The 25,950-nt window shown below is 42.8% G+C and carries 18 protein-coding genes; 4 read left to right on the top strand and 14 right to left on the bottom strand.

From position 1 onward, the window contains the following. Positions 1 to 25 precede the first annotated feature (25 nt). The 6 genes from GPM24_RS14210 to GPM24_RS14185 all read right to left on the bottom strand — a co-directional run bounded on the left by GPM24_RS14210 (position 26) and on the right by GPM24_RS14185 (position 10,829). Positions 26 to 1,858 (bottom strand): glycoside hydrolase family 35 protein, encoded by a 1,833-nt coding sequence (locus tag GPM24_RS14210; RefSeq protein WP_233268844.1) that lies wholly within the window; start codon positions 1,856 to 1,858, stop codon positions 26 to 28. 9 nt (positions 1,859 to 1,867) lie between these two features. Continuing rightward, positions 1,868 to 3,286, bottom strand: coding sequence for a glycoside hydrolase family 125 protein (locus tag GPM24_RS14205; RefSeq protein WP_158827472.1), 1,419 nt, complete (start codon positions 3,284 to 3,286; stop codon positions 1,868 to 1,870). Positions 3,287 to 3,434: 148 nt separating this feature from the next. Continuing rightward, on the bottom strand, positions 3,435 to 5,354 hold the full coding sequence (gene nagB / locus GPM24_RS14200) for a glucosamine-6-phosphate deaminase (protein ID WP_158827471.1): 1,920 nt from the start codon (positions 5,352 to 5,354) through the stop codon (positions 3,435 to 3,437). Between the two features lie 43 nt (positions 5,355 to 5,397). Then, positions 5,398 to 8,085, bottom strand: coding sequence for a glycoside hydrolase family 2 protein (locus GPM24_RS14195; RefSeq protein WP_158827470.1), 2,688 nt, complete (start codon positions 8,083 to 8,085; stop codon positions 5,398 to 5,400). 55 nt (positions 8,086 to 8,140) lie between these two features. After that, positions 8,141 to 9,607 (bottom strand): alpha-L-fucosidase, encoded by a 1,467-nt coding sequence (locus GPM24_RS14190; protein ID WP_158827469.1) that lies wholly within the window; start codon positions 9,605 to 9,607, stop codon positions 8,141 to 8,143. A 10-nt stretch (positions 9,608 to 9,617) separates the two neighbouring features. Further along, positions 9,618 to 10,829: an ROK family protein gene (locus tag GPM24_RS14185; RefSeq protein WP_158827468.1), complete on the bottom strand. Its 1,212-nt coding sequence runs from the start codon at positions 10,827 to 10,829 to the stop codon at positions 9,618 to 9,620. 371 nt (positions 10,830 to 11,200) lie between these two features. Here GPM24_RS14185 and GPM24_RS14180 point away from each other — a divergent pair, with 371 nt between their 5' ends. Beyond that, entirely contained in the window at positions 11,201 to 12,631 is a 1,431-nt protein-coding gene (locus tag GPM24_RS14180; protein WP_158827467.1) for a tetratricopeptide repeat-containing protein, read from the top strand. Between the two features lie 20 nt (positions 12,632 to 12,651). Then, positions 12,652 to 13,554, top strand: coding sequence for an N-acetylmuramoyl-L-alanine amidase (locus GPM24_RS14175; protein WP_158827466.1), 903 nt, complete (start codon positions 12,652 to 12,654; stop codon positions 13,552 to 13,554). A 29-nt stretch (positions 13,555 to 13,583) separates the two neighbouring features. On the opposite strand, the gene GPM24_RS14170 is transcribed toward GPM24_RS14175, so the two are convergent. From GPM24_RS14170 to GPM24_RS14155, 4 genes are all read right to left on the bottom strand, one after another. Beyond that, complete coding sequence (locus GPM24_RS14170; RefSeq protein WP_158827465.1) at positions 13,584 to 14,138, bottom strand: hypothetical protein; 555 nt, start codon at positions 14,136 to 14,138, stop codon at positions 13,584 to 13,586. 16 nt (positions 14,139 to 14,154) lie between these two features. Continuing rightward, the gene (locus GPM24_RS14165) at positions 14,155 to 15,303 is read right to left on the bottom strand and encodes a patatin-like phospholipase family protein (RefSeq protein ID WP_158827464.1); all 1,149 of its coding nucleotides are present in this window, start codon (positions 15,301 to 15,303) and stop codon (positions 14,155 to 14,157) included. 241 nt (positions 15,304 to 15,544) lie between these two features. After that, a complete protein-coding gene (locus GPM24_RS14160) occupies positions 15,545 to 16,627 on the bottom strand; it encodes an SDR family oxidoreductase (protein WP_233268843.1) in 1,083 nt (360 codons plus the stop codon). Positions 16,628 to 16,735: 108 nt separating this feature from the next. Next, complete coding sequence (locus GPM24_RS14155) at positions 16,736 to 17,323, bottom strand: Crp/Fnr family transcriptional regulator (protein ID WP_233268841.1); 588 nt, start codon at positions 17,321 to 17,323, stop codon at positions 16,736 to 16,738. A gap of 309 nt (positions 17,324 to 17,632) precedes the next feature. Here GPM24_RS14155 and GPM24_RS14150 point away from each other — a divergent pair, with 309 nt between their 5' ends. Further along, a complete protein-coding gene (locus GPM24_RS14150) occupies positions 17,633 to 20,152 on the top strand; it encodes a PAS domain S-box protein (RefSeq protein WP_158827463.1) in 2,520 nt (839 codons plus the stop codon). Positions 20,153 to 20,156: 4 nt separating this feature from the next. Then, positions 20,157 to 21,725, top strand: coding sequence for a PAS domain-containing sensor histidine kinase (locus tag GPM24_RS14145; protein ID WP_158827462.1), 1,569 nt, complete (start codon positions 20,157 to 20,159; stop codon positions 21,723 to 21,725). A 121-nt stretch (positions 21,726 to 21,846) separates the two neighbouring features. Here the strand turns inward: GPM24_RS14145 and msrA are convergent, their stop codons facing one another. From msrA to GPM24_RS14125, 4 genes are all read right to left on the bottom strand, one after another. Then, complete coding sequence (msrA, locus tag GPM24_RS14140; RefSeq protein ID WP_158827461.1) at positions 21,847 to 22,335, bottom strand: peptide-methionine (S)-S-oxide reductase MsrA; 489 nt, start codon at positions 22,333 to 22,335, stop codon at positions 21,847 to 21,849. A 42-nt stretch (positions 22,336 to 22,377) separates the two neighbouring features. After that, complete coding sequence (locus GPM24_RS14135; RefSeq protein ID WP_233268839.1) at positions 22,378 to 23,067, bottom strand: DUF421 domain-containing protein; 690 nt, start codon at positions 23,065 to 23,067, stop codon at positions 22,378 to 22,380. Between the two features lie 96 nt (positions 23,068 to 23,163). Then, positions 23,164 to 24,741: a Na+/H+ antiporter gene (locus tag GPM24_RS14130; RefSeq protein ID WP_158827460.1), complete on the bottom strand. Its 1,578-nt coding sequence runs from the start codon at positions 24,739 to 24,741 to the stop codon at positions 23,164 to 23,166. Between the two features lie 219 nt (positions 24,742 to 24,960). Next, a complete protein-coding gene (locus GPM24_RS14125; RefSeq protein WP_158827459.1) occupies positions 24,961 to 25,938 on the bottom strand; it encodes a glycerophosphodiester phosphodiesterase family protein in 978 nt (325 codons plus the stop codon). Between the last annotated feature and the right edge of the window lie 12 nt (positions 25,939 to 25,950).

Here is a 25,950-nt window from a genome sequence, read left to right as displayed (position 1 = left end):
GAGGATTTAATCGCCTGTAATTAATTTACATTTTTTGGTCTAATATGGAATGGTCTAAAGCCTGCAAATTCCGATGGCCGGTTTTCAGCTCATCAAAAACTACAACCTCGTTTTGGCCTTTTTTAAGCCAGCCGGCAGGCACATACAAGGTTTGCTGCGGACCAATTTGCCAGTACTTGCCTAGGTTATGCCCATTCAAAAACACAAAGCCTTTACCAAACTGGCGCATATCCAAATAAGTATCGGCTACCTTGTTCAAGGTAAACGAGCCTTTATATAAACCGGGATGAGCATTGGTAAACGGCTTAGCCTGATAAGTATTTCTAGCAAGGCTATTGAACGGCAGGCGGTACATTTTCCAGTTCAGCAATTCGCTATTGTTTAAGGTTACGCTCTGCGTGATACCATGGCGATTATCGGCCAGGTATGGACCGTAGTTAATACGGCCGTTATTTTCAACCAAAATATCGAGTGTAGCATTAGCCGGAACATCCGTCAACAACACCGAATCTTGCTTTAAGCGCCTGTCTAGCGTAGTTATCTGCTTACCATTCACGTATACAATGGCATAGTCCCTCAGGTCTTTAAGCTTTAATAAGCCGTTGCTTTTAACCTGTGTGCGGTATAACACAAAACCGTAAGCTTGGTCTAAATCCTCAAAGGATAAAGGTTTAACAGATACCGTTGGCTTAGGTAAGTTGTTGAACACGTCGGCAGAAGCACTCAACTTAATGTTACTGATAGCCATGGTTGGCTTTTTGGCCGGCACATTGGGCAGCTTTTGACCAGTGGGCAAATGCTTGATTATAATTTCGCGAAACTTGTAATACTTTTCGGTAGCATTACCGGCTTCATCCAGCGGCGCATCATAATCGTAACTGGATACCTGGGGGGCATACGGGTCTTTTGCATTCATGTTGGCCCCGTTCATAAAACCACGGGTGGTACCGCCATGAAACATATACATATTGATAGAAATGCCGGCAGACAAAATTTTGTCCAACGTTTGCGCAGCCTGATCAGCCGGAACAGCGGCATGCCTGCCCCCCCAATTGTCAAACCAGCCGGGATACCATTCGGCAACATAGTATGGACCTTTGCCGCCATGATATTTGTTAATCAATTCCTTTACTTTAACCGGATCTTCCAGGCCGTTTACCGTAGGCAGGTAGCCGGGTAGATAACCTTTAGGCATTTGGTCGGCCCCATCACAAGTGAATAAAACGCCATCAAAACCGGCATCACGGAAAATTTTGCGATTAATATCCAGGTAATTTTTATCATCGCTGTACGACCCGTATTCATTCTCAATCTGCACCATCAGTATATTGCCACCATGCGTTACCTGCAAAGGCACCAGCTGCTTGGCTAAATGATTGATGTAGTTGGTATAGGCAGCCAAAAACTTAGGGTCGGTACTTCTTACTTTTAAAGTACTGTCTTTAAGCAACCACCAAGGATAGCCACCAAACTCCCACTCGGCACAGGCATAGGGGCTTGGGCGCAATACTACCCATAAGCCTTCTTCCTGCGCCATTTTCACAAAGGCGGCAATATCATTGTTTCCGGTGAAATCAAATTGACCTTTTACTGCTTCGTGGGCGTTCCAAAACACATAAGTTCCTATAGTATTCAGGCCCATCGCTTTGGCCATTTTCATGCGGTCACGCCAGTACTCGCGGGGCACACGTGCGCAATGCATTTCGCCCGATATCATTTGCATCGGCTTACCGTCTAACAAAAAGTCAGCATCGCCCAAAGAAAAGGTATGCCTGGTTTGTGCCGAGGCAGATAAACCGCCAGTCAGCAGCATGACACTGGCCACAGCAGAAAAAAGTTTATTGACAGATATTTTCACCGGAAAAAATTAGCTGTTTAATAGTTGTGAATTTTGCTGGAAAGTTTTCCATAAAAACTCGCCAAAAATGGTATTTGCCCAGGCAAACCAGCTACGGGTAAAATCGGCCGGGTTATCTTTATTGAACGATTCGTGGATGAATCCTTTACCTGCGTGCGTAGTCTGCAACATTTGAATACAGTGCTTAATCTCTTGAGGATCGGTGCTGGTTAAACCACGGCTGATAATGCTCAACGGCCAAATCATTCCATCTTTACCCACGTGCGGACCACCTATACCTTCGGCCACCTGGCTTTTATAGAAGTAAGGGTTATATTCTGACAATACGAAACGACGGGTGTTCTGATAAATGGGATCAGATGTTGATACCGCATCCAGGTAAGGCAGGGATAGTAAACTCGGTACATTGGCATCGTCCATCATGTTGGCGTTGCCCAAACCATCTACTTCAAAAGCATAAATTTTACCGGCGTATGGATGGTTTACAACACCATGTTTCTGTATAGCTTGTTCTACCTCGGTAGCTAATGCTTGTAACTCGCCTGCCAATGGGGCTTCATTTAATATCCGCATCATTTCGGCAGCTTGTTTTAAGCTTACTACCGCAAAGAAGTTTGACGGAATTAAATACGGATAAATAGTAGCATCATCACTTGGGCGGAACATGGAACAGATTAGACCATTTGGTCTGGCCGGGAAGCCGTAGCCGTCCATTGGCAGAGTATCGGTAGGTTTAGCAGTTTCACGTTGAAAATGATAACTGCCACGTCCGTTTTTGCGTTGCTGCTCTTTAAAGGTGGCTAAAATTTGCTTAACACCGTTTTTCCAATGCGCATCAAATGGTTGCGTATCTCCGGTATTTTTCCAGTAGTGGTATGATAAACGCAAAGGGTAGCATAAAGAGTCAATCTCCCATTTGCGTTCGTGTACGCCCGGCTTCATATCGGTGTGGTCGGTTTTCCATTCGCTTTCTTTATTTTCGTCTTTGTAAAAAGCGTTGGCGTAAGGATCTTTTATTACACACTGCATCTGGCGGTTGATAACACCGGCTACCATTTGTTGCAGCTTTTTATCTTTTTTGATAAAGGTTAAATACGGCCAAACCTGTGCCGAACTGTCGCGCAGCCACATGGCGTCAATATCACCGGTGATAACGTAGGTATCTGGCTTGCCATTGCTAACCGAATAGAATACCGTGGTATCTAAGGTGTTCGGGAAACAATTTTCGAACATCCAGGACAGCTCTTTATTGTTAACTTTTGCTTTAAATTGCTTAATAGCATCTTCAACAGCTGTACTGTTAAAGTTACGTTTAGCTAAAGGCGGCCGCTGACTTACACGCTCGTCAATAACAGCTAAAACGGTTTTATTTACAAATAATCCGGCAGTAAGTAATCCTGCGTTGCGGATAAAGGCACTTCTTTTCATAATAGGTAATAAGTAGAGATAGATAAATGGCTAAACTAACGCTTTTACCATTAACCTGAACGGCAACAGGCCAGCTAAAACATAAATGTTTGCAGCTAACCTGTTTATTTTTGTAAATAATTTGCGAACTTTACAACCCACAGATCAATTAGAATTTATATCGAACAAAAGCTTCCATAGCCTCATATTCGGCTAGGCCCAACTGGTTATAGCAGTTCGCTGTTTCGCGGTTACGGTCTTCGGCACGTACCCAAAACTCACGGGCATCATCACCCGGGAACACCGGGGTATCTTTTTGCGACTGGTGTTTGAATATCGCATGACGCTTCCGCAATACCTCTTGCGGAGATAGCGGAACAGCCATTTCAATTTCGTGCGTAGCAAACTCGTGCCATGCACCACGGTACAGCCATAACCAGCAATCTTTTACCCAATCTTCGGTTTCTTTAAGGCGTTTCAACGCTTCCAGAATGATATTGAAACAAACCACGTGCGTACCATGCGGATCGGCGAAATCACCGGCAGCAAATACCTGATGCGGTTTTACGGCTTGCAATAACTCCATTGTCAGGCGCACATCTTCCTCGCCTACTTTGTTTTTCTGGGTTTTACCGGTTTCGTAAAAAGGCAAGGCCATGAAGTGAATATGGTCATCTGGCAAACCAGCGTAACGCGCACCAGCGATGGCTTCCGTTTTGCGGATGAAACCTTTTACGTTACGTATTTCCTGGCTATCTATTTGGTTAGGCTGCTTTTGCTGTAAAAAAGTGCGCATACCTTCATATATACCGGTAAGTTTATCGGTATCATCGCCAATACTTTTGTTGAAATCGATGGCAAATTCCACATAACGTAGCACGTCATCATCCCAAACTGCGGTATTTCCTGACGTTTGATAGGCTACGTGTACATCATGCCCCTGGTCAACCAAGCGAATAAAAGTACCGCCCATTGAGATTACGTCATCATCAGGGTGCGGAGAGAATACGATAGATCTTTTTTTAGCCGGATTGGCACGCTCAGGCCGCTGGCTGTCATCGGCATTGGGTTTACCACCTGGCCAACCGGTAATGGTATGCTGTATCTGGTTAAATATGTCGATGTTGATATTGTAAACCGGACCTTGCTCAACTGCCAGTTGTGCCATGCCGTGGTTATTGTAATCTTCTTCGGTAAGCTTTAGTACCGGCTTTTGAAGCTCGCCTGCTAACCAAATTACGGCTTTCTTTTTCAAGTTATTATCCCAAACGCAGTCTTTTACTAACCATGGTGTATCAAAACGAGTCAGGTCTGATGCTGCACCTTCGTCAAGCACAAACTCTACGTGCTCTGATAATTGCAGGTAGGTTGCCGGCACCTCACTTGAAATTTCTCCTTCAACCGCTTTTTTAATAATGGCCGCTTTTCTTTGGCTCCAAGCCATCAGTATAATTTCGCGAGCTTTAAAAATGGTACCAATACCCATGGTAATGGCTTTGGTTGGCACGTTTTCTTTACCGCCAAAATCACGTGATGCATCGCTACGGGTTAAATCATCAAGTGTTACCAAACGGGTTCCCGAATTTGGCGCAGAACCCGGCTCGTTAAAACCGATGTGACCGGTACGACCGATACCCAAAATTTGCAGATCCAAGCCACCCAGCTCTTCAATTTTATGCTCGTAGTCCATACAAAAAGCCGCTACCGCATCTTTGTCAAGTGTGCCGTTTGGTATATGAACATTGCTTTGCTCAATATCTATGTGGTTGAACAAATTCTCGTTCATAAAGGTCACATAGCTTTGTGCGGCATCGGGCTGCATCGGGTAATACTCATCCAAATTGAAGGTAATTACGTTTTTAAAGCTTAACCCCTCTTCTTTGTGTAACCGTACCAGCTCTTGGTATACGCCAATGGGCGTAACACCTGTAGCCAACCCCAGTACTGCAGGTTTGCCAATTTCTTGCTTAGCTTTAATTAAACCGGCAATTCTTTGCGCTACTTGTTTGGACGCTTCTTTTTGGTTCGGATAAACAGTTACCGGTAGTTTTTCATACCGGGTTTCTTCTAAGAGATTTAAACGTGCCATATAAAATTGTATTTCTAGTTAGTTGAACTCTATATTAAATTGATTAGTTAGTGATAGACAGTAGCTTTTCTGAAAAATTCCAGCCGCTAACCGACAGTTGCAAATTTTGCGGATTAGTATTATCCGGCTGATAATCCAAAATCATTTTTCGCTCTTCGCCTGGTAATACCGATACATAGTTGTCAGAGTAAAACACCGGCAATACCCGTTTTTTAGTATTGCTGTTAACCAACGATACACGATTGAAAAATGCCACAGGCGCTTTTGACGGGTTTGTTAAAGTTACTTCTACTTTGCCAGCCCCCATACGTTTGCCGGAAACCTGAAGTTGCGATGCAGGCATACGTTTCAGGCCCGAATGATTGCCTTCGGCATCAGGCAGCCAGTATAGGTTATCACTCAAAACATTTTTGTTAACATCCTGCAATTGCAACGACAGGAAAGTACCCTCTTCTTTAGCCCGCTTGTCGATCGCTGCCTTGAGAGGCAAAAAGTTTTTGCTTGATGATGCCGGCGCCTCAATAAAAATTTGTGTAATGGGGCTTTCCTTACCCTGCATATCCACGGTTTTAACCACCAGCATCAGGTCGCGCTTGGTTTCAAAAGTGTTGTTCACTACCGATACCATGCCAGTAATGGGGTTGTACATCACATGCAGCGGCTCGCTGCCATTGTGTAAGCCATACAAGCAGGCATTAGGATCCAGGTAGTAATCATACATCTGGCCGCGCATCGCAGTCCATGGGTTTTGGGTTTTCCAGATAATTACGCCGGTATACCAATCCCACATATGTGAGCTGAAACCCTCTGCTAATGCACGATACTGATCGTAATTAACCAGCTGGGCTTTGTTTGCAAAATCTTCAGCATTTTTTGCTTTGCCATAAGGCTCAATAGATGCATCGTAACCAATGTATTTATGATAATCCCAAACCGAATCAACCTTTGATGAATTGTTGGAAGCTGAGTATTCTGGCGCTACCAAATTCTTTTCAGGAATAAACCGTTTCAGGGATTCGTAATCGCTCACGCCAACCGAACCTATTTCGGAATTGAAAGGGAATGTGCGTGTTTCCCAGAAAGTAGACAGCGGCTGGATACCGTAAGGGCCATCGCCATTACCACCTAAGGTATTCAGTGACATTTTATCGGAGTTGGAATATTCTACAAACCAACGCGTGCCATCTAATTTAGGAATGATAGAATCGCGCAAGCCGGTTAAAATATCTTCGGGTGGTGTAATTTCATTACCACCGCACCAGATGGCCAGTGATGGGTGATTACGCACCAGCTTAACCCCATCGGCCGCCGACTGGAGGAATAGTTGATGATTATCCGGGTATTTGCGACGTGTCCATTGGTCTTCGGCTTTCATAGGGTCCACCCATTTGCCGTTGGCATCACCCGAAATCCAGAAATCTTGAAACACTAGCATACCATACTTATCGCAGGCGTTGTAAAACTCCGGGCGCTCAATCAGTGCACCACCCCAAACCCTGATGAGGTTCAGGTTCATGTCTTTATGAAAACGAACTTCGGCATCATAACGGGCATCTGACAAACGCAGCATGGCGTCGGATATAATCCAGTTACCGCCTTTGATAAATACTTTCTGACCGTTTACCGAAATTTGCTGACTGTTGGTATGGCTGTTCCAAGTGGACTGAATTTCGCGCACGCCAACATTGATATTTTCCTGATCAGACAGCTTATTATCATTCGTGTAAAACTGAATTTGCGAAGGATATAGATAAGGCTTGCCATAACCATTAGGCCACCACAAGTTGGGGTTTTTCAAAGTCAAATCGCCCAAATTAACTGTAGTTGTTGAATTGGGTTTCAACACTACCTTTTGGCTTACGCGATTGCCGTTGATTACGAACTGCAATGTACCGCTTACAGATGTACTTAAAGGGTTTTGCAATTCGGCCGAGGCTTTGATAATAGCCGGTTGTTGCGGGCCTGTAACTTTACGCACACCCGGTACCAGGGTTATTACATGCGGATTTTTAAGGTTTACTTTTCCAGTGGTTTCAATGGTTACCTTATCCCAAATACCGGTATTACGATCGCGCATGGGTTGTATCCAATCCCAGCCGGCGGTGTATTGTAATCCTACGTTTTTAGCAATACGGCCATCGCCACCTTGCCCGCCGTTAGCCTTCCCTACCGGGTCGGGCGGGCAAACTACAACGGCCAGACGGTTATTGCCCGATTTATCAAGCATTTGCGTAATGTTATACTCCTGACGTAAGAACATACCATAGTGCGTTCTGGCGTTCAGCTTGCGGCCGTTCACAAAAACATCGCAGCTGTAGTTGATACCGCGCAGGTTCAGGTAAACCTGACCACCATTTGCAGGTGCAGATGCCTTAAAATTGTTTACAAACCAATAGGTATAATAGTCACGGCCGGTATCATAAATATCTTTGATCCGCTCGTTGTTCATACCATAAAATGGGTCGGGCACTTTATGATTATCTAACAGAGTGGTTAGTACCGTGCCAGGTACGGTGGCCGGCATCCAGCCAGAAACGTTGTAGGTAGATTTGGAAATATTTACACCATCTGTATTTACTTCTTTTATAGCAGCACATTTCCATCCGGTGTTAAGTTCAACGGCGGTTTGAGCCTTAACAGATCCATAAATGCCTGTTGCAAGAAAAGCTGTAAGAAAAGCTTTTTTGTATTGCTGATATAAATTTTGTAAAGGATGCTTGTTTTTACCCATAGTGATTGATTATGTTGAACGGCTTTAATTTTTAAAGTAATCTGTACTTAGATGCTTATTTATATGCTAATTTGAATGTAGCTGCTTGCTTCAAGCCACTTGAATTCTGCAGGCTTGCCGGTACAGTTACCGTTATGGCACCTGCTGATTGCTGCCACTTAATATTTTGAGATGAACCGAGCAAGCTTACTTTTTTAACTTTTTGATTGTTGCTTAATTTGAATTGCAGCGAGGCAGGAAGCTTTACTTCTTCACTATCGCTAAGTACATAGGCATATACGGCCGACTTATCTTTAGCTTGAGTATAAAAAACATTGCCTTCTGAATAAGGCGCTATTGCTTGCGAATTATAAATGCCCTGGCTATTGATTTTCATCCAGGCACCTATACCAGCCAAACGTTTGTAAGCTTCCGGATCCCAATCACCATCCGGACCGGGGCCAATGTTCATGAGCAGGTTGCCACCGCGCGAAACGATTTTAACCAGCAACTGCACAATATCGTGGGTTGATTTGTAATGATCTTTTGGAACATAGCTCCAAGAGTTGCCCATGGTAATGCAACTTTCCCAAGGATAGCTTAACGGTGCAGCAGGTACTTCCTGCTCGGGCGTGGTATAGTTTTCATACTGGCCAGGTACAGTACGGTCAACCACAATAAGCCCTGGTTGGTGCTGGCGTGCCATTGCCGCAATTTTAGGCATGTCAATATCCTGGTTGAATTTGATGCCGCGCTGCCAGTCGATAGTTGTATCAATAGTATTTTTAGGGCGTACCCAGCCGCCATCCAGCCATAAAATATCTACGCTCCCGTAACCGGTCATCAATTCCTGAATTTGGTTATAAGTAAAGTCTTTAAACTGGTTCCATTTTTCGGGATACTTGGCCGGATCGTAATTTACGTTACGGTCTTTTGGTGGAAAGTAAGGCCACCAGTAGTAAGGCGAGTGCCAGTCGGGCTTTGAAAAATAAGCGCCGATCATGAAGTTATCTTTCCTAAAAGCGTTGAATATCTCTTTCGTAACGTTAGCCCGCGGGTTGCTGGCGAATGGCGATTTAGGGTCAGTTATCTTGTAATCAGATTGTTTAGTGTCAAACATGGAAAAGCCATCATGATGCTTGGTAGTAAATACTACGTATTTCATACCGGCATCTTTAGCCGCCTTTACCCATTTTTCGGGATTGAACTTTTGCGGATTGAAGCTTTTTTGCAAATTTTCGTAAGCTTGCTTGTACTGGTTGTAATCGGCGCCGTACGGGCCTTTACGCTGCGTCCAGCCTTCATCTTCGGGACAAATACTCCAGCTTTCTACCACTCCCCATTGCGAGTAAGTGCCCCAGTGCATAAACAAGCCAAATTTCAAATCCTGCCAGTGGGCCAGTTTTGCCTGAACGGCCGGATCGGTAGGAGCCTGATACTTTTTAGAAATTTCATGCACCTGTGCATCAGCATTACGGGCAAATAATAATCCCAATACAACAATTGCACTTTTTGCCAGCTTACGACGTATTTGTTTTGCCATCCGGTTTGTATTATTGATTGATATTAATTTCTTTGTTTAAAGCCTCCATCTTATCTTCCAGCACTTTCCCAATATTCTCTACTACCAGTACGGCCCCTCCTATCAGCTGAGCGTTGCTGGCAAGACTTGATATTACCAGTTCGGTGTAAGCTGCCAGGCGCGGTATACAATGCTCATTAATAGCCTGTTGCATAGGCGCCATCCACAACCGGCCAATCACGCTTGCTTTACCACTAAAAATTATGGTAGCCGGGTTCATGATATGAATTAGAATGGCTAAACACTGCCCTACGTGATAGGCCGCTTCAGAAATCAGTTTTACTGAAAGCACGTCGCCTTTAATAGCCTCTTCTATAATAGCATCAGCGTCTATTGAAGGGTAATTAGCCAGGCTACTGCTTTGCCCCTGCCTTATTTCATCCGCTGCTTTAGAAATAATAGCAATGAGCGAAGCCTCGGTTTCTAAACAGCCGTGCTTACCGCATTTACAAAGCTTACCGTTTTTAACCAGCGGAATATGGCTGAATTCGCCGGCCAGCCCACTATGGCCTCTAAAAATTTTACCATTTACTATCATGCCTAATCCAATACCCCAACCCAGGTTAATAACCATGGCATCATCCTGATACATAGCGGCCCCAAATTTCTGTTCGCCCAATGCTATGGCGGTTGAGTCGTTTTCAATGAAAACCGGAAGGGAAACGGCTTGCTGAAGGTATTCAACCAAAGATTGGTCTTTGCACTCCAAATGGGTATAATTGATACCTTTAACCGGATCGATAAATCCGGGCATGGTAACCCCTATGCCTAATATTTTATTTTTTTCAAAACCGGCCTGCGTTATAAACTTTTCAATCTCAGCAGCAAGCTCTTCTGCTTGCAAATCGTACAATTTAAATTCATGCTGTACAATTTCGGTAACAAACCGGTTGTTCATATCCAGCATGCCAATTTGAATATAAAACTGGCTGATGGCTACTGATACAATGTAATGTGTATCTGGTATGAGCGAATATTGCAAAGGCTTACGACCACCGCTTGAACTAGCATACCCTTTTTCAATAACATACCCTTCTTTAATAAGCTCATTTAGTACTTTGATAGCATGAGGGATACTTTTCCCAATATAACCGCTGATATCAGAGCTTGATAAAGCCTCATTGTAATACAAACACTTAATTGCGTTAGCATTGGTAACTAAAGCAGATATATTTTGGGGCATTGGTTAAGAGAATTAAAGATTTACATATTTAGTTTTTTTCTGATAAACAAGCAAACTTTTTTAATTTTTTAAAAAGATTCAACTCATTTCACCAAAAAAATGCAACTTTTTAAAAATTGCATTAACTAATTTCTTTAAGCTAGTAAATCTTACCTAATACAGCGCATAAGCTATGTAATAATTAAGTTATACTTTAACTGATAGGTACTTTAACCCATCGTCAAACCGGAAACATTATTAGTTAAACATTCCCAGAAACTTATTTGCACATTATTAATCAATAAACCATAAATATTCTCAAAATCAACAAGATACACTTGCTAATTAATTTTATATCATATAGCTTTATATAAGCAATAACCACTTTCGGTATGGAAAATCAGAAGTCGTGCTTTGTTGTAATGGGATTTGGTTTAAAAACCGATTTTGCTACCGGGCGCAAGCTCGATTTGGATTATACCTATCATGCGCTGATTAAACCTGTTGTAGAAAGCAAAAACCTGCTTTGTGTACGAGCCGATGAGATAAGGCACGCAGGGGTTATAGACAAGGTAATGTATGAGCAATTGTTTACAGCTGATATTGTTATTGCAGATATATCAACCGCCAATCCAAACGCATGTTATGAATTAGGAATCAGGCATGCTTTACGCCCGTATACTACTATCGTCATCAGTGAAGATCACTTATCTTATCCCTTCGATTTAAATCACATTTTAATTACAAAATATACCCATCTTGGTCTTAATATAGATTACTACGAAGTATTGAGGTTTCAGAAACTTTTAGGTGAAATGCTGGACGCTTTGCTACAAAGATCTGATCCGGATACGGATAGCCCGGTTTACACTTTTTACGATCTATTAATTCCCCCATCGTTAAGAAAGGAAGCAGATGAACTGGCCCAAAAAGTAAATAAAGCCGTTAACGAAAGCAAGGAAAACCTGGCTAATGTGATTGCTCAACAAAATGATGATGCAGCACTGCAAACCATATCTACACTGATAAAGCAAGGCGAAACTGCGCTTAACAGCGAGCAATTTGTTGCCGCTACAACTTTTTATAATGCGGCTTATCAAATTCTTAAACAAGGCTGTGAAGACCAGATTATGTCTAACACTGCCTATATCATTCAGCGTTTAGCTTTAGCTACCTTTCAAAGTAAACAGCCAGATGAAACAACTGCACTAAACAAAGCTATAAATATCTTAGCGGAGCTTGATTTAAAAGACACTAATGATCCTGAAACCGTTGCGCTAGCAGCAAAAATTGAAAAGAGGCTTTTTTTTAACACGTTAAAAAGTGAGCATCTTCAAAAAGCCATCAGTTATGCAGCCCGTAGTTACTATTTATTAACATCACGTTACCAAGCGGTAAACCTGGCTTTTTTACTGAACGCACGTGCAGCTTCTGATGTATATGACACCGAGCAGGAAAAAATTGCCGATATGGTTTGGGCCAAGCGAATAAGGCATGAAGTGATTAGAATGTGTGAAGAAGATTGGATTACAGTTACCCAAACCGCTCATAATCAACAGCAAGCTATTTTGCTTGACGATCAGATTAAAGCATCGCAGGAAAAAACGTTAAAGGAGCAACAAATCTGGATTTTGGTAAACAAGGCAGAGGCTTACTTTGGATTAAGCCAAATGGAAAACTTTCAACAGGCTTATGACCAGGCCAAAACGCTGGATACCGATGGCTTAATCATCAAAAAGTTTGATCAACAACTCAGCAAACTTAAACCCATTATGGCGGCTTACGAATATTTGTTAAATCCGCCACGGGCTCTGATAGCTTAAAATACGCTAAACCTTATAACATGAAAATTCAAAATCACTGGCTGGTGCCTGATGGTGCCGATGACAAAATTAAAATCTCCAAATCGGGCAATGTAAGGGATTTGATAGATCCTGATTACGTAATCATCCATTACACAGCAACAGATACAGCATCGTCTGCTATTAACTGGTTCATGGACACCCGCAACAACCCTGATAAAATTGCGGCACACATCGTGCTTGATTATGATGGCTCCATTACACAACTTATTCCTTTTAACCGGCGCGCCAACCATGCAGGCACTAGCACATGGGATGGCACCGACAACCTAAACTTTCATGCCATAGGGATAGAAATTGTAAACCCCGGCTTTGCCGAAAGGCTTACCGACGGCAGCTTTAGAAGAAGTACCGACAGTGGTTTTAAAACTTACCCTGCAACAGATGCTCAAAAGTTTGTGAAACTTGAGCATAAACATAAGTTCTGGACAGGCCGGGATAACCATTTCTGGCATATTTTCCCTGATGCTCAGTTACAGGCACTATATAAATTATGTAAGGAGTTGTTTAATACCTATCACCTGATAACAGCCATTGGGCATGATGATATTTCACCGGCGCGCAAACCCGATCCGGGTCCGGCTTTTCCGTGGAATGAATTTAAGAAACAGGTATTTGGAAGCGTTAATAATACCGGCAAAGTTTACGTGGTAAACACCGATGGAACAAACTTCCGCAACGGATCATCTACCAACTCGCCTATTATTAAAAAGCTTGGTGCAGGATATGAAGTTGGCTTGATCGAAACCAACGGGCAGTGGTGTAAAGTTTATCTGGTAAACAGCCAAAACGAGGTTTTACAAAAACAAAGCGGCAAAGTACGCAGCATTAAAATCATTGGCTGGATGCATAACTCGCTCCTTAATTTAAAGCCAGGACAATAGCAATGGCTGACAAGTTGGGGGTTTAAGCATCAAAGCAAAGCCGTATTTATGTGTGCTATAGTCAGCCTTTGCAATTTTGCAATTTCTACCATGTGTGCTGCGCCGCCTTCAGCATTGCTGGGGCTGCCATCCCATAAAACGATCAGTGTCATGTTAACGCGACCGTTTTGAAGTGCTGCATCAAGCATCCACAAATTTGCACGCTGCCAGATATTGTAGCCTTCACCAGCATATACGTTATCTGGCAGTACTACAACTGGTAATTGATGTATTAAACTGTCAAATCGTTCGCTCCAATCTTTGCCTGCAAATGAAACCGAGGTGATTTTAAATTCGTTGGGCGGCAAGGCCAGATACATTTTTGACGGAATACCCAGTTCTGCACAGCACTCATGAAAAAGAATATCCCCGCCACAGGCACCACCGGCAATGCCCGCAAATGGCCCGTGAATGGTAGCTGATATATCAACTAATACCTGCTTAATTTTCTCTTTTGCTGATATTTCTTTATCCTGTGGAAAACGCTTTTCACTTCGTCCATCCTTATCTATCATATGGCCTGTAAAAAGCAGATAATGTTTCATTCCGCAAAGTAGCGTTTTAAAACGAAGCGAAATGCTTGGCTACATTTACCTGAGCCGCTGCTTTTTGTCCAACTTCCCGCAACTGTCGTATATTTTTTACAGAATCCATTTCTCTTATTTTATCAGAATTGATATGGCTTAGTCCAAGTGCGGTTAGTCCTTCTACACTTAAATCGGCATTGTAGCGCAAGTATGAAAAATGCCGGTTGGCATCAGTATCAATATTTAACACATTACCTGCTGCATCCATGGGTATCATGTCGTGCAGTTCGCGGTCTATCGGTGCGCCGTAAATACAGCGTCCAACCGTACGGCAATTAATGTCTTGATCTACCTGCATGGCATACATCAAATTGCCGGGCAGTTCTTTTAGTGTTTCCAAGATGTTGTCATAAACGCCTGTGGATGCTGCCGAACCTGTTCCAACCGATACAATTAATAAATTGCGTTCGCCCGTTTGCCAATTTAGCCCGTAAGCTGATTGCGTAGCCATACGGTACATCAAAAAAGCTGGATTGTTATAAGGCGTAACGCCACCATCTACAAAAACAAAGGTTTTATCAGGATCATCCGGATTCCATTGCAAAGTTTCCGGCTTAAAATAAGCAGGTGCTGCTGTACTGGCCCTTACCAATTGGTAAAGGGGTATTTGTAAATTACAATCGGGCCTTTGAGCGTTATTGTAATACCCCATCGGGTTATTGCTGATTGGCCAGGGCGAATCCGTTGAGCGGTTCATGGTGACTACTAAAAGCAAGGTTTTGAAAACACCTGTCCGCAAATCAATACTGCCCGATCCGAAGGTTGCTTTTAACTCATTAAGTAAAGGGCCATCATGATAAAAGTACTTCACTTTTTCAAGCAGAAAAGCTTTGTCGAACATGGCTTCGCCTTTGGTTTCATAAAATGAAATCAACTGCTGTACCGACATCCCCAACGACAAGCCTGCTGCAATGATAGCACCCGTGCTGGTACCACCTATATAATCAAAGTAATCTGAAAGCCGGAAGCTATCATCTTGGTTTAGCTTGGCTTTTAACTGGCTTTCTATAGCTGCCAGAATTTCGAGCGTAAGGATGCCCCGTATACCGCCCCCATCCAAGGCTAGTATCTTTCGCGGCCGGACAGTTTCGTAGCGTTGCTGTAAAGGTCCCCAAGCTGACATATGCGATAAGTTTACTTAAAGTTAAACACAGCCTATCACAAAAACAACAACATGTTAACTATTAGCAAATTACTACTACAAAGCAATTAACAATGCATATTCATTAATGAAGAAGTGCATATTGTAAAGCGAATTCTATTTATAGCTATATGTAGCCAAAATGCGGATGCTTGCAAGATATGCTTAATGGATAAATGGATGTGTGAAGCGGCTTTTGTTTTGCCGCTTCACACATAAATATTTATGGAATTAACCGCTCTTCCCTTAACTTCTCAAACAAATCAAAAAACGATTCGCGGGTATCCTGATAGGCGGTAAAACCTAACTTACGGCTTTTAGACATATCTGTCATTACTTCAATAGGCCGCCCTAAATCTAAATCGGTGTGCCAGGCCGACGCCAGCCTGTTTAAATCATACTCTTTTAAGTTATGCTTTATAGCGATTTCTTTCCATAGCGGGCCATCATTAGCCATCTCGGTTTCCAGTGAATGAATGGTGCCGTCAAAACCGGTGGCTTCCACACCAAACCAGTCGGCCAATTTATACCATAGCCAGTTCCATCTAAACACTTCTCCGTTGGTAATATTGAATGCGTGGTTATGCGCGGCATCAGTGGTTGATGCCCATATTAGCTGTTCGGCTAGTATACGAGCGTCGGTAACATCAGAAAGCCCGTTCCATTGTGCGCCGGAGCCGGGAAAATGAAATGGCCTGCCGGTTTCTTTGCATATGCTGGCATATACTGCCAAGGTGGTACCCATATTCATCATATTGCCTACCGCTTTGCCAATTACCGTGTGCGGACGGTGTATGCTCCAGGCAAAACCATTTCGTTCGGCAGCCGCATACACCTCGTCTTCCTGCGCATAATAAAAATTTTCAATTTCCAAACGGGGATGCTCCTCGCGTACCGGCGTTACCGGCAATGTTCCGGCTTTGGCATAAGCCTCAAACGGACCTAAATAATGTTTAAGCCCGGTAACCAAAGCTACATGCTGCACAGATTTTTTGGCCGACAGCACATCCAACAGGTTACGCACCATTAAACTATTTACCCGAATATTTTCAGCCTCTGTTTCGTTACGCATCCAACTGGTGATAAATACATGTGTAGGCGCAATATCAGCCAATGCCGTATTTAAGCTGCTGGTATTTAATAAATCTGCTGAAACCGGCAATAGATTATTTATTTCTGTATTGGGATTTCGGGCCAATCCGTAAGTTGTCCATCCCTGGGCAATCAGCTTTTCGGCAAGGTTGCTGCCGGTAATGCCGCTTGCCCCTACTACTAATGCTATCTTTTCCATATTCAAACTGAGCATTTATAAAATTATTTTGTTTGATAATTTATTAAAGCTGCAAATTTGAACATGGCCTAATAGCTGGCAAAGGATGTATCGCACAAAATATGTGTGATACAGGTCACGCTACTATACAGGTAAGCGGCTTAGCGTTTCTCTGGTAATGCCCAGATAAGAAGCAATAAGGCTTTTGGGCAAACGCTGCAATAATGACGGGTAAAGCGCAATAAACTGCTGATAACGCTCCTCAGCTGTTTGACTCATGAGCGACAATATCCGTCGCTGCAAAGCCACATAGCCTGCCGCCGTCTTTTTCAGAAAAAAGTATTCCATTTTTTGCATACGGGCGCATAGCTTTTCGCGGTTATCATAAGATATGTAAAGCACTTGCGTATCTTCTATGCAATCTATGTTCAGCGTAGCCAAGGTTTGATTATGAAAAGCCTGTGGGTCGGATATCCACCAATCTTCCATGGCAAACTGCATGATATGCGTTTTGCCAGCGTCATCAACATAAAAAGATTTCAGCAAGCCTTTAACTACAAAATGATCATGTGGCGCCGGATCACCTGCCTGTACCAAATACTGATGCTTACGGTAAGTGCGTACCGTAAAATGCGATAGTACAAACTGAAACTCCTCATCTGTTAGCTTTACTATTTTTTCAATTTGATTTCGGAGCACCTGTTCCATAATTACCACGGCGTTTATAAACATTCAAATTAATTAAATAAAACCTGTATTTCGATTGTTGAATTGCTTATAACCACACATCTGGCTTTCATTTAAATATTAACTGAAGCGCTAAACTATTTCAGAATTTATTTATTTAATAAATACAAACACTGACAACGGGTTTTTAACATGCAGATTTAAATTTTTGCGTGTTATACTTAAGTAAAACGGCAGAAGGTGTTGATATAAAATTTTTAATTGTTCTTGTTTTTATATCACATAAGTCTCAAGAAAAACAATTATATAATAATTAATTTGGCACATAATTTTAGATTTTCTCCTACGCAACCTATGAGTGCACCGATATACAAAGCTAATCCATCAAGCCTTTCTCTATTTTTTTTAACGGGTGGAGGTGAGATGAGCCAACGTATCCTGGAATTTAACTGGTCGCAAACCGCTTTTGGCGCCATCGAATTATGGCCACCGAGCCTGCGTATGGCTGCAGGTATTTGCCTTAACGCAAACTTTCCGGCTGCTATATATTGGGGAAAAGATTTCAATTTGATATATAATGACTCATTTGCTACTGTTTTAGGTAACCAGCGTGTTGATGCTTTAGGCAAACCTGGTATGCATATATGGCCCGAGCTATGGCCGGTATTTGAACCTGAGTTTCGCAAAGTACTTAGTGGACAATCTGCTTCTTTGAAGCATGTTGCATTACATAAAAACGGCAATACCGAAAGTGCGTACTATGATTTTAGCTTTACACCCATATATGGAGAGCATGACGAGCCAACAGGCATTTTTTGTACCCTAGCCGGACGCACCCAAGCAGAGGAAGCTTTGCGGGAAGAAAAGGAAAAAGCAGAGCAGCAAAAAAGGTTTTACGAAACCATCACATCTTGCACGCCTGACCTGGTTTACGTTTTTGATTTGGAATACCGTTTTACATATGCCAACAAGGCATTGCTGGATATGTGGGGTAAAACCTGGGATACCGCTATTGGAAAAGGTTTGCGCGAAAACGGCTACGAAGAATGGCATGCCCTGATGCATGAACGTGAGATTGACCATGTACGTGCAACTAAAGAAGTTGTTAGGGGCGAAGTTGCTTTTCCGCACGCCACATTAGGCAGGCGGATATATGATTATATTCTCACCCCCGTTGTAAATGAAAACGGTGAAGTAGAAGCTGTAGCCGGCACTACCAGAGATATTACAGAAATCAACAATGCCGCAGCTTCCATACTAGAGAGTGAAGCACGCTTCCGGTTAATGGCCGAAGGAACTGAAGTGCTCATTTCAGTAGGTGATGAAACCGGTGCTGCTGTATTTTTTAATCAGGCATGGGTTCACTTAACCGGAAAAAAAACAGAAGACCTGATGAAGTTTGGGTGGATAGACGCCATGCACCCGGATGACAAAGATTATGTCATGAAAATTTTCACAGAGGCTTTTCGAGAAAAGAAGCCCTGGGAATGGGAGTTTCGTATGCCAAACTACCAAGGAGGATATAGGTGGTTGTTAGCCAGGGGTACACCGCGTTTCCGTTCAGACAACACTTTTGCAGGCTATATAAGTTCTAGCGTTGATATCACCGAGCAAAAAGAGCAAAAGGAACAATTACAGAATTTGGTAAATAAATTAAAGGCTACCAATGAAGAGATGGCCGCAACCAACAAGGAAGTGGAAACCGTTAATGAAGAGTTGCGGCAAACTCAGCAAAACCTTTACAAAACCAACAAGCAATTAGAGGAACGCGAACAAAGCCTTTTGCAAGCTAATAATCATCTTACACGCAGCGAACAAACTTTGCAAATGGCGCTACAGTCGGCAGGCATGGGAACATGGCTGGCAAACCTGGTGTCGGGAGAGTTACAACTTTCTACAAAAAGCAGAGAACTGCATGGTGTAGAACAAGACAGGCAACTTACGCTGGAAGCATTTTTTGACTGGATAGACCCAGCATACCGAGCGCCGATACAAAACGCAATTGCCGACGCTATTCGTAACAATACTCCCTTTACAACAGACTATCTTCTTCAACCACAAAACGGCATTTCTGTAAGATGGTTAAGGGTAAGCGGTGTTATTGAAAAAGATGAAAGTGGCAAGCCATTGAGCATACTCGGTACTGTGTTAGACATCACCGAGCAAAAACAGAACGAGCAGCGTAAGAATGACTTCATCAGTATGGTAAGCCATGAGTTAAAAACGCCGCTTACCTCTGCGTTTAGTTATGTGCAGGTTTCACAAAAAAAAGCATCAACAAGCGGCGACACGGTAGCTGCTGGCATGCTAGAGCGCGCCGGCAAGCAGCTGGGCAAAATGTCCAAAATGATTAACGGTTTCCTGAATGTTTCCCGGCTCGAGTCAGGTAAAATTCATATAGACCAGGAACGGTTTGACCTGGCTTTACTGGTAAAAGAAGCCGAAGAAGAATCTCTTGCTTCTGTAACCACCCACCAGGTAGTGTTTGCACCTGTTGATGAAACCTGGATAATGGCCGATAGGGAAAAGATAGGACATGTTATTGAGAATTTTATCAGCAATGCGGTAAAATATTCACCAGCAGGCTCAACCATAAAAGTAGCTTGTGTTACCATAAATGGACAAGCTCAGATGAGCGTTCAAGACGAAGGCATGGGCATTAAGGAAGAAGATTTACCTAAACTTTTTGAGCGATTTTACCGGGTAAAAGGAAACGAAACGCAACATATTGCAGGCTTCGGAATTGGTCTTTACCTTTGTTGTGAGATTGTAAAGGGCCATGGTGGCAACATCTGGGCAGAAAGTACCTTGGGCAAAGGCAGCACATTTTATTTTACTTTACCAGTACTCGCTGCAAATTTGCAGGATAATTAAAGATATGGATAACGAGACTGCAGAAGCTGCAAATTATATTTATGGTAAGGGAGAAATGAGCAACCTTATACGCTCCTTTGATTGGAGCAGTACTATGCTTGGGCCCATAAATACCTGGCCGGCCAACCTGTTAACATCCGTTAACCTTTTGCTCGATTCTAGCTTTCCGATGTTCATTTGGTGGGGAAAAGACAAAATCCAGTTTTATAACAATGCTTATTTAAAAATTCTGGGCACAGGTGTAAACAGTAAGCACCCTAAAGCTTTAGGGCAAAAGGGAGAAGATACCTGGCAGGAAATATGGCCGATAATAAGCCCGATGATTGAGGGTGTTCTAACCACCGGAAATTCTGTTTATCTGGAAGATCAGCTCATTCCCATATACCGGAACGGCAAGCTGGATGATGTGTACTGGACTTTTTCATACAATCCTATACGGGGAGTGCAAGGCGTTCCGGAAGGAATTCTGGTGGTTTGTACGGAAACTACACGTACCAATCAGTTACTCCAACAAAATGAGCAGCAATTAAAGCGGGTAATGGATCATATGGCCGAAGGCGTAGGTATCACAGACACATCAGGCCAAATCATTTATTCGAACCCAATGGCTCACCAAATACTGGACACCAATAGTGAGCGTTTTCCCGAAAGAACCAGCAATTCTCCTGAATGGTACAATATTCATCTCGATGGTACACCTATGGCCGACAGTGAGCACCCTACCATGGTGGCCATGGCTACTAAAAAACCTGTTTTTAATTACGAATTGGCCATAGAACGACCCGGTAGCCGTCGCATGTATTTAACGATGAATGCGGCACCTATTATCGATATAGAAGGAAATGTTACCGGTGCCGTGGGGTTATTTACAGATATTACAGAAAAAAAAGAACTGGAGCGGCGTAAAGATGATTTTATCAGTGTTGCCAGCCACGAACTTAAAACACCGATAACCAGCCTTAAAATGGCGTTGCAAATATTAGAGCGTCTTAAAAATACGCCAACCTCTGCCGCATTACCTAAAATGATTGATCAGGCCGGCCGTAGTGTGGATAAGGTAATTAGCCTGATTGACAGTCTTCTTAACGCTACCAGAATGAATGAAGGGCAACTTCAACTGCAAAAGAAAACTTTTGCCGTAATTGATTTGCTTCGCACCTCATCCAGCCATATCGTAGCCAACGGAAAGCATGAAGTGCATATTGAATGTGATGAAAGCCTTCAGTTACATGCAGATGAGCACCGTATTGAACAGGTGCTGATTAACTTACTTAATAACGCCGTCAAATATGCACCCGACTCCCCTATCATTTACTTGAAGGCAGAACAGCAAAGCGAGTTTGTAAGAATATCAGTTAGAGACACCGGACCGGGCATCCCGGCAGAAAAGATTTTACACTTATTTGACCGCCACTACCGGGCTGACTTTTCGGGCACTCAATATTCGGGCTTGGGATTAGGATTATACATCAGTGCCGAAATTATAAAGCGGCATGGTGGCAAAATAGGTGTGCACAGCGATCTTGGCAAAGGCAGTACTTTTTGGTGTGATTTGCCTTTAAGCGTAAATTAATAAACGCTAAAAACTATTAAAACCTACGCAACAAAGGTCATTATTAAACAATTGGTTGCATTCCAGAATTAAGCCGAACAAGGTTCTGGAATGCAACCAAAGTTATTATCAAATCAAATCTTTACAGCTTCCACTCGGGCCTTTCAAAATGGCACGTGTACCCGTATGGGTTTTTTTGTAAATAATCTTGATGCTCCTGCTCTGCATCCCAAAAATCAGTAGCTGGTACAACTTCGGTTACAATTTTTCCGGGCCATTTGCCCGATGCATCCATCTCGGCAATCAAGGCATTAGCAGTATCGCGTTGTGCATCTGTAAGATAAAAAATGGCCGAACGATAAGACATGCCTATATCGTTGCCTTGCCGGTTTCTTGTTGTTGGGTCGTGTATCTGAAAAAAGTACTCCAACAGCTTGCGGTAAGAAAGCTTTTCCGGATCGAATGTTATAGCGATACCTTCTGCATGCGTTCCATGATTACGGTAAGTTGCATTAGGAACATCGCCGCCGGTATAACCAACAACCGTTGAAACCACACCTGGTAAATGCCTGATGAGCTCTTCTACTCCCCAAAAACATCCACCTGCTAATATTGCTTTTTCTGTGCTCATATTATATTTATCATTAAAAGTTATTTTTTTGACTGGTGTTTATCAGCCAATTCTAAGGGTTTTTATAGCCTCCACCCACTCTTCATGTTTACAACGGGTGCATTGCCCACTATTGCCCCGGCTTTCTACATATCCGCAGTAAGCACAAGCATAATCGCCATGTGTCTTGATGATTTTAGACCGCTTGCTGTATGGCTTCGGTAATACAGGAAGCCCCGGGCGAACTTCACCATCCGGGTAAAAGAAAAAGCTTACTTGCCCGTTAGTTTCCAAAACTGCCGTACGCACCTGCCCTACATGCTCAATGCTTTCTGCACGCATTTCGGCAAAAAATTCATCTTTAGCAAAAGTGTTATCGCTTTCCTCTTGTAAGGTAAACATACCATCTTCAATTATATACATCGGATCGCCCTCCAGCATACTTTCAAAACGAACACTCCTTGCTGCAATATAGGTAAGCAAGCGGTAAAACCCAAGTATAATGGCAAACACCAGCAGCGACGGTAAAATAGCCATGTCTTTATTAAACATCGGATCGCCTGCCGCCGAACCCAACGCTATAATGATGGCTACCTCAAAAATTGTTAATTGCCGTACCCCCTTTTTGCCCGACAACCGCAGCATCAATAACACAAAAGCAAACATTAAAATGGTTCGGAGAGCAATTTCCAAAGCATAAGCCACATTCAAGTCATTAACAAAAAGCGTGTGCCAGTCGATCATCAAATACATAATGGGTGGGATACGGTGAACACTTTCATAACGTGTTTGAACAAGTATTTGTTGGCTCTTCCAATTAATTATAGCAACAAGCTCTAAATAAATAGATTATATGAAACTCATTTTTTCCTCTTCCAAATCAAGGAAAAGCAAATGCCGCCGAATAACATCTTCACTGTATTTGTTACCGTCGTGGTTCTTTTGAATCAGCCAGCGGCGTTGCTCTTCAAGGATATTCTGGTAAATCTCTTTGGGTTGATGGGTTAGTTCGGCAGCATCTGGTTCTGTTGAATGAAGCTGCCACTTTTGCGCCATCTGCTGCAAAGCAGGATGCTGCTCTAACTCTTTTTGGTAATTATGGTGCAAATAATCTAGAGCCACCTCTTTGAGTTGTATTTTAAGGTCTAAGTATTGCTCCTCTTCTTTGGGTTGGTCATTATATACATCCGTAAGATTTAGGCGTTTAATGATAACAGGTAAAGTTAATCCCTGTATCAATAAAGTGCTTAAAATAACCACAAACGTGATAAACAAAATCAAACTTCGTTCAGGAAAAGCTGCACCGCCAGGCAAGGTGGCCGGTATAGATAAAGCTGCAGCCAGCGAAACAACACCCCGCATACCCGCCCAACCAATCACGAATGGCCCTTTAACACCCGGATTGCGGGAATCTGCTACCGTAATATAATTACGTGCAATTAACGTAAATACTACTGCCCCGTATGCAGATATTAATCGCATTACAACTAGCACAAGCGTAATCAGCAGGCCGTACCCGATAGCGGTAGTTAAACTTACATCGCCAAGTTCGGCTGTAATTTGCGACAGATCCAAGCCTATCAGCATAAAAACCAGCCCATTTAAAATAAAGCTTAAACTTTCCCACACGTTTACATTTCGCAACCGTGAGGTGCTGTTCAAAAACCGCAGCCGTCTGTTAGAGAGCAATAACCCGCCCGCTACTACAGCCAGCACGCCCGAGGCACCTATTTCTTCGGCCGTTATATACATAGCATACGGTGTAACCAAGGTTAGGATGATATCCATGTTGGCATCCGTGGGTAAGAATTTGTGTACATTCATCATCAGCCAGCCAATAAGCAGCCCACTACCTACACCGCCTAAAAGCATCCATACAAATGAAAGGGCTGCCTGGTACCAAATGAACTGCCCGGTACCAACCGCTATCATGGCAAACCGGAATATGATAAGCGACGACGCATCGTTTAACAAACTTTCGCCCTCTAAAATTGATGAAATAGTTTTTGGCACCTTAACAAATTTGAGAATGGCCCCAGCACTTACGGCATCCGGCGGAGACACGATACCGCCCAACAAGAAGCCCAGCGCTAAAGAAAATCCAGGAATAAAATGATTAGCTGCCAACGCCACAGCCAATGCTGTAAAAAACACAATAATAAACGCAAAACTGCTGATAATACGCCGCCAGTGCCACAGCTCCTTCCAAGAAATTTGCCATGCCGCATCATATAATAACGGCGGTAAGAAGATGACGAAGATCAGTTCAGATTCGATATGTAACTCCGGTATACCCGGAATAAAACTGATGAGTAAGCCGGCAGCAACCAGCAAAACCGGATAAGCGATTTTAATTTTATTAGCCAGCATAATCAACAACAGTATGGTGATTACTAGGCAAAGGTAGAATGGGAAATTGTCAATCATGGCGTGGTTAAAATGTTGAATTTAGTGATAAATGGGCATTATGTATCTATCAGCGTGGAGGCCTTCGCACCATAAAAATCAACTTTGGGTAATATACACCTTTTTATAAACGAACAAGCCCCTCAGAATTATGTGAGGGGCTTGTTCGTTTATCATTATGATTTGACTGTGTTTTGCCTATACAGGCGTTGCACATAAATCAACTAAGTAAATGTGTTTTTACTTTTGATAAGAGCCGAATAGTTTTACCAATTTATCAGGACAATTGGAAATAATACCGTCCACACCTAATTGATTTAAAGTGGTCATATCTTCTTCTTTATCCACCGTCCATGGAATGATCTGCATTTTTTTATCATGCGCTTTTTTTACCATTGCTGCATCCACTCCGCTGTAATACGGACTGTATATATCCGGCACAAAGCCCAAATTTGCTAAATCATCATCCAGGCCGCCTTTCTTTGAGTTCACTTGTTTAAAATAGTCGGCCACTTCTTTGGCAGATAAACCGTACTTTTTCAACTGCTCTTCAGATAGCTGCATTTTTCCGCTAACCAGCAATGACAATTTAACCTTAGGCTCCGTTTTATGCAATACCTGTAAAGTTCTAACATCAAAAGATTGAATCATAACTCGCTTCTTGATACCCTTTTGATTGATTACATCCATCATGGTTTTCACAAAAACGTCTGGCGCAGGGTTATACTTTCCGTCGCCCATAGGCGAACATTTAGTTTCGATGTTATAGTAAACCGGTTTTAGCTTATTCACCTTTACATAGGCCTCTACGCTATCAATCAAATCGCTTAATAGCGGTTTACGGGTAACCAATTTCATCTGTTCAGGGAACATAGGATGTGGTTTTATTCCTGATTTGTACCGGCTGATACTATCGTAAGACATCTGATACAAAGCCAGATTCTTTTCTTCTTCCTTGGTAATATAAGAACCATCCGGTTTGGTCATAAACACTGCCGACATATATGGGTCATGTGATACAACCACTTTTCCGTCTGCCGATATTACAACATCCAGTTCTAAAGTTTTAGCGCCGATTTTTACGCCATTTAACATGGCCGGAATCGTGTTTTCGGGCATTAAAGCCATGCCACCACGGTGAGCCTGTACATCCAATTTTTGCTGTGCAGATGCCGAAAGCAATAGGCAGCAAAACGGTATTATTAAAAGTTTTTTCATTATGAGTAGTTG

Origin of the sequence: Mucilaginibacter lacusdianchii (assembly GCF_009770985.1) — a bacterium.
GTDB classification, from domain to species: Bacteria; Bacteroidota; Bacteroidia; order Sphingobacteriales; family Sphingobacteriaceae; genus Mucilaginibacter; species Mucilaginibacter lacusdianchii.
The sequence above is the reverse complement of the archived record's forward strand: the minus strand, read 5'-3'. Positions and strand labels throughout refer to the sequence as shown.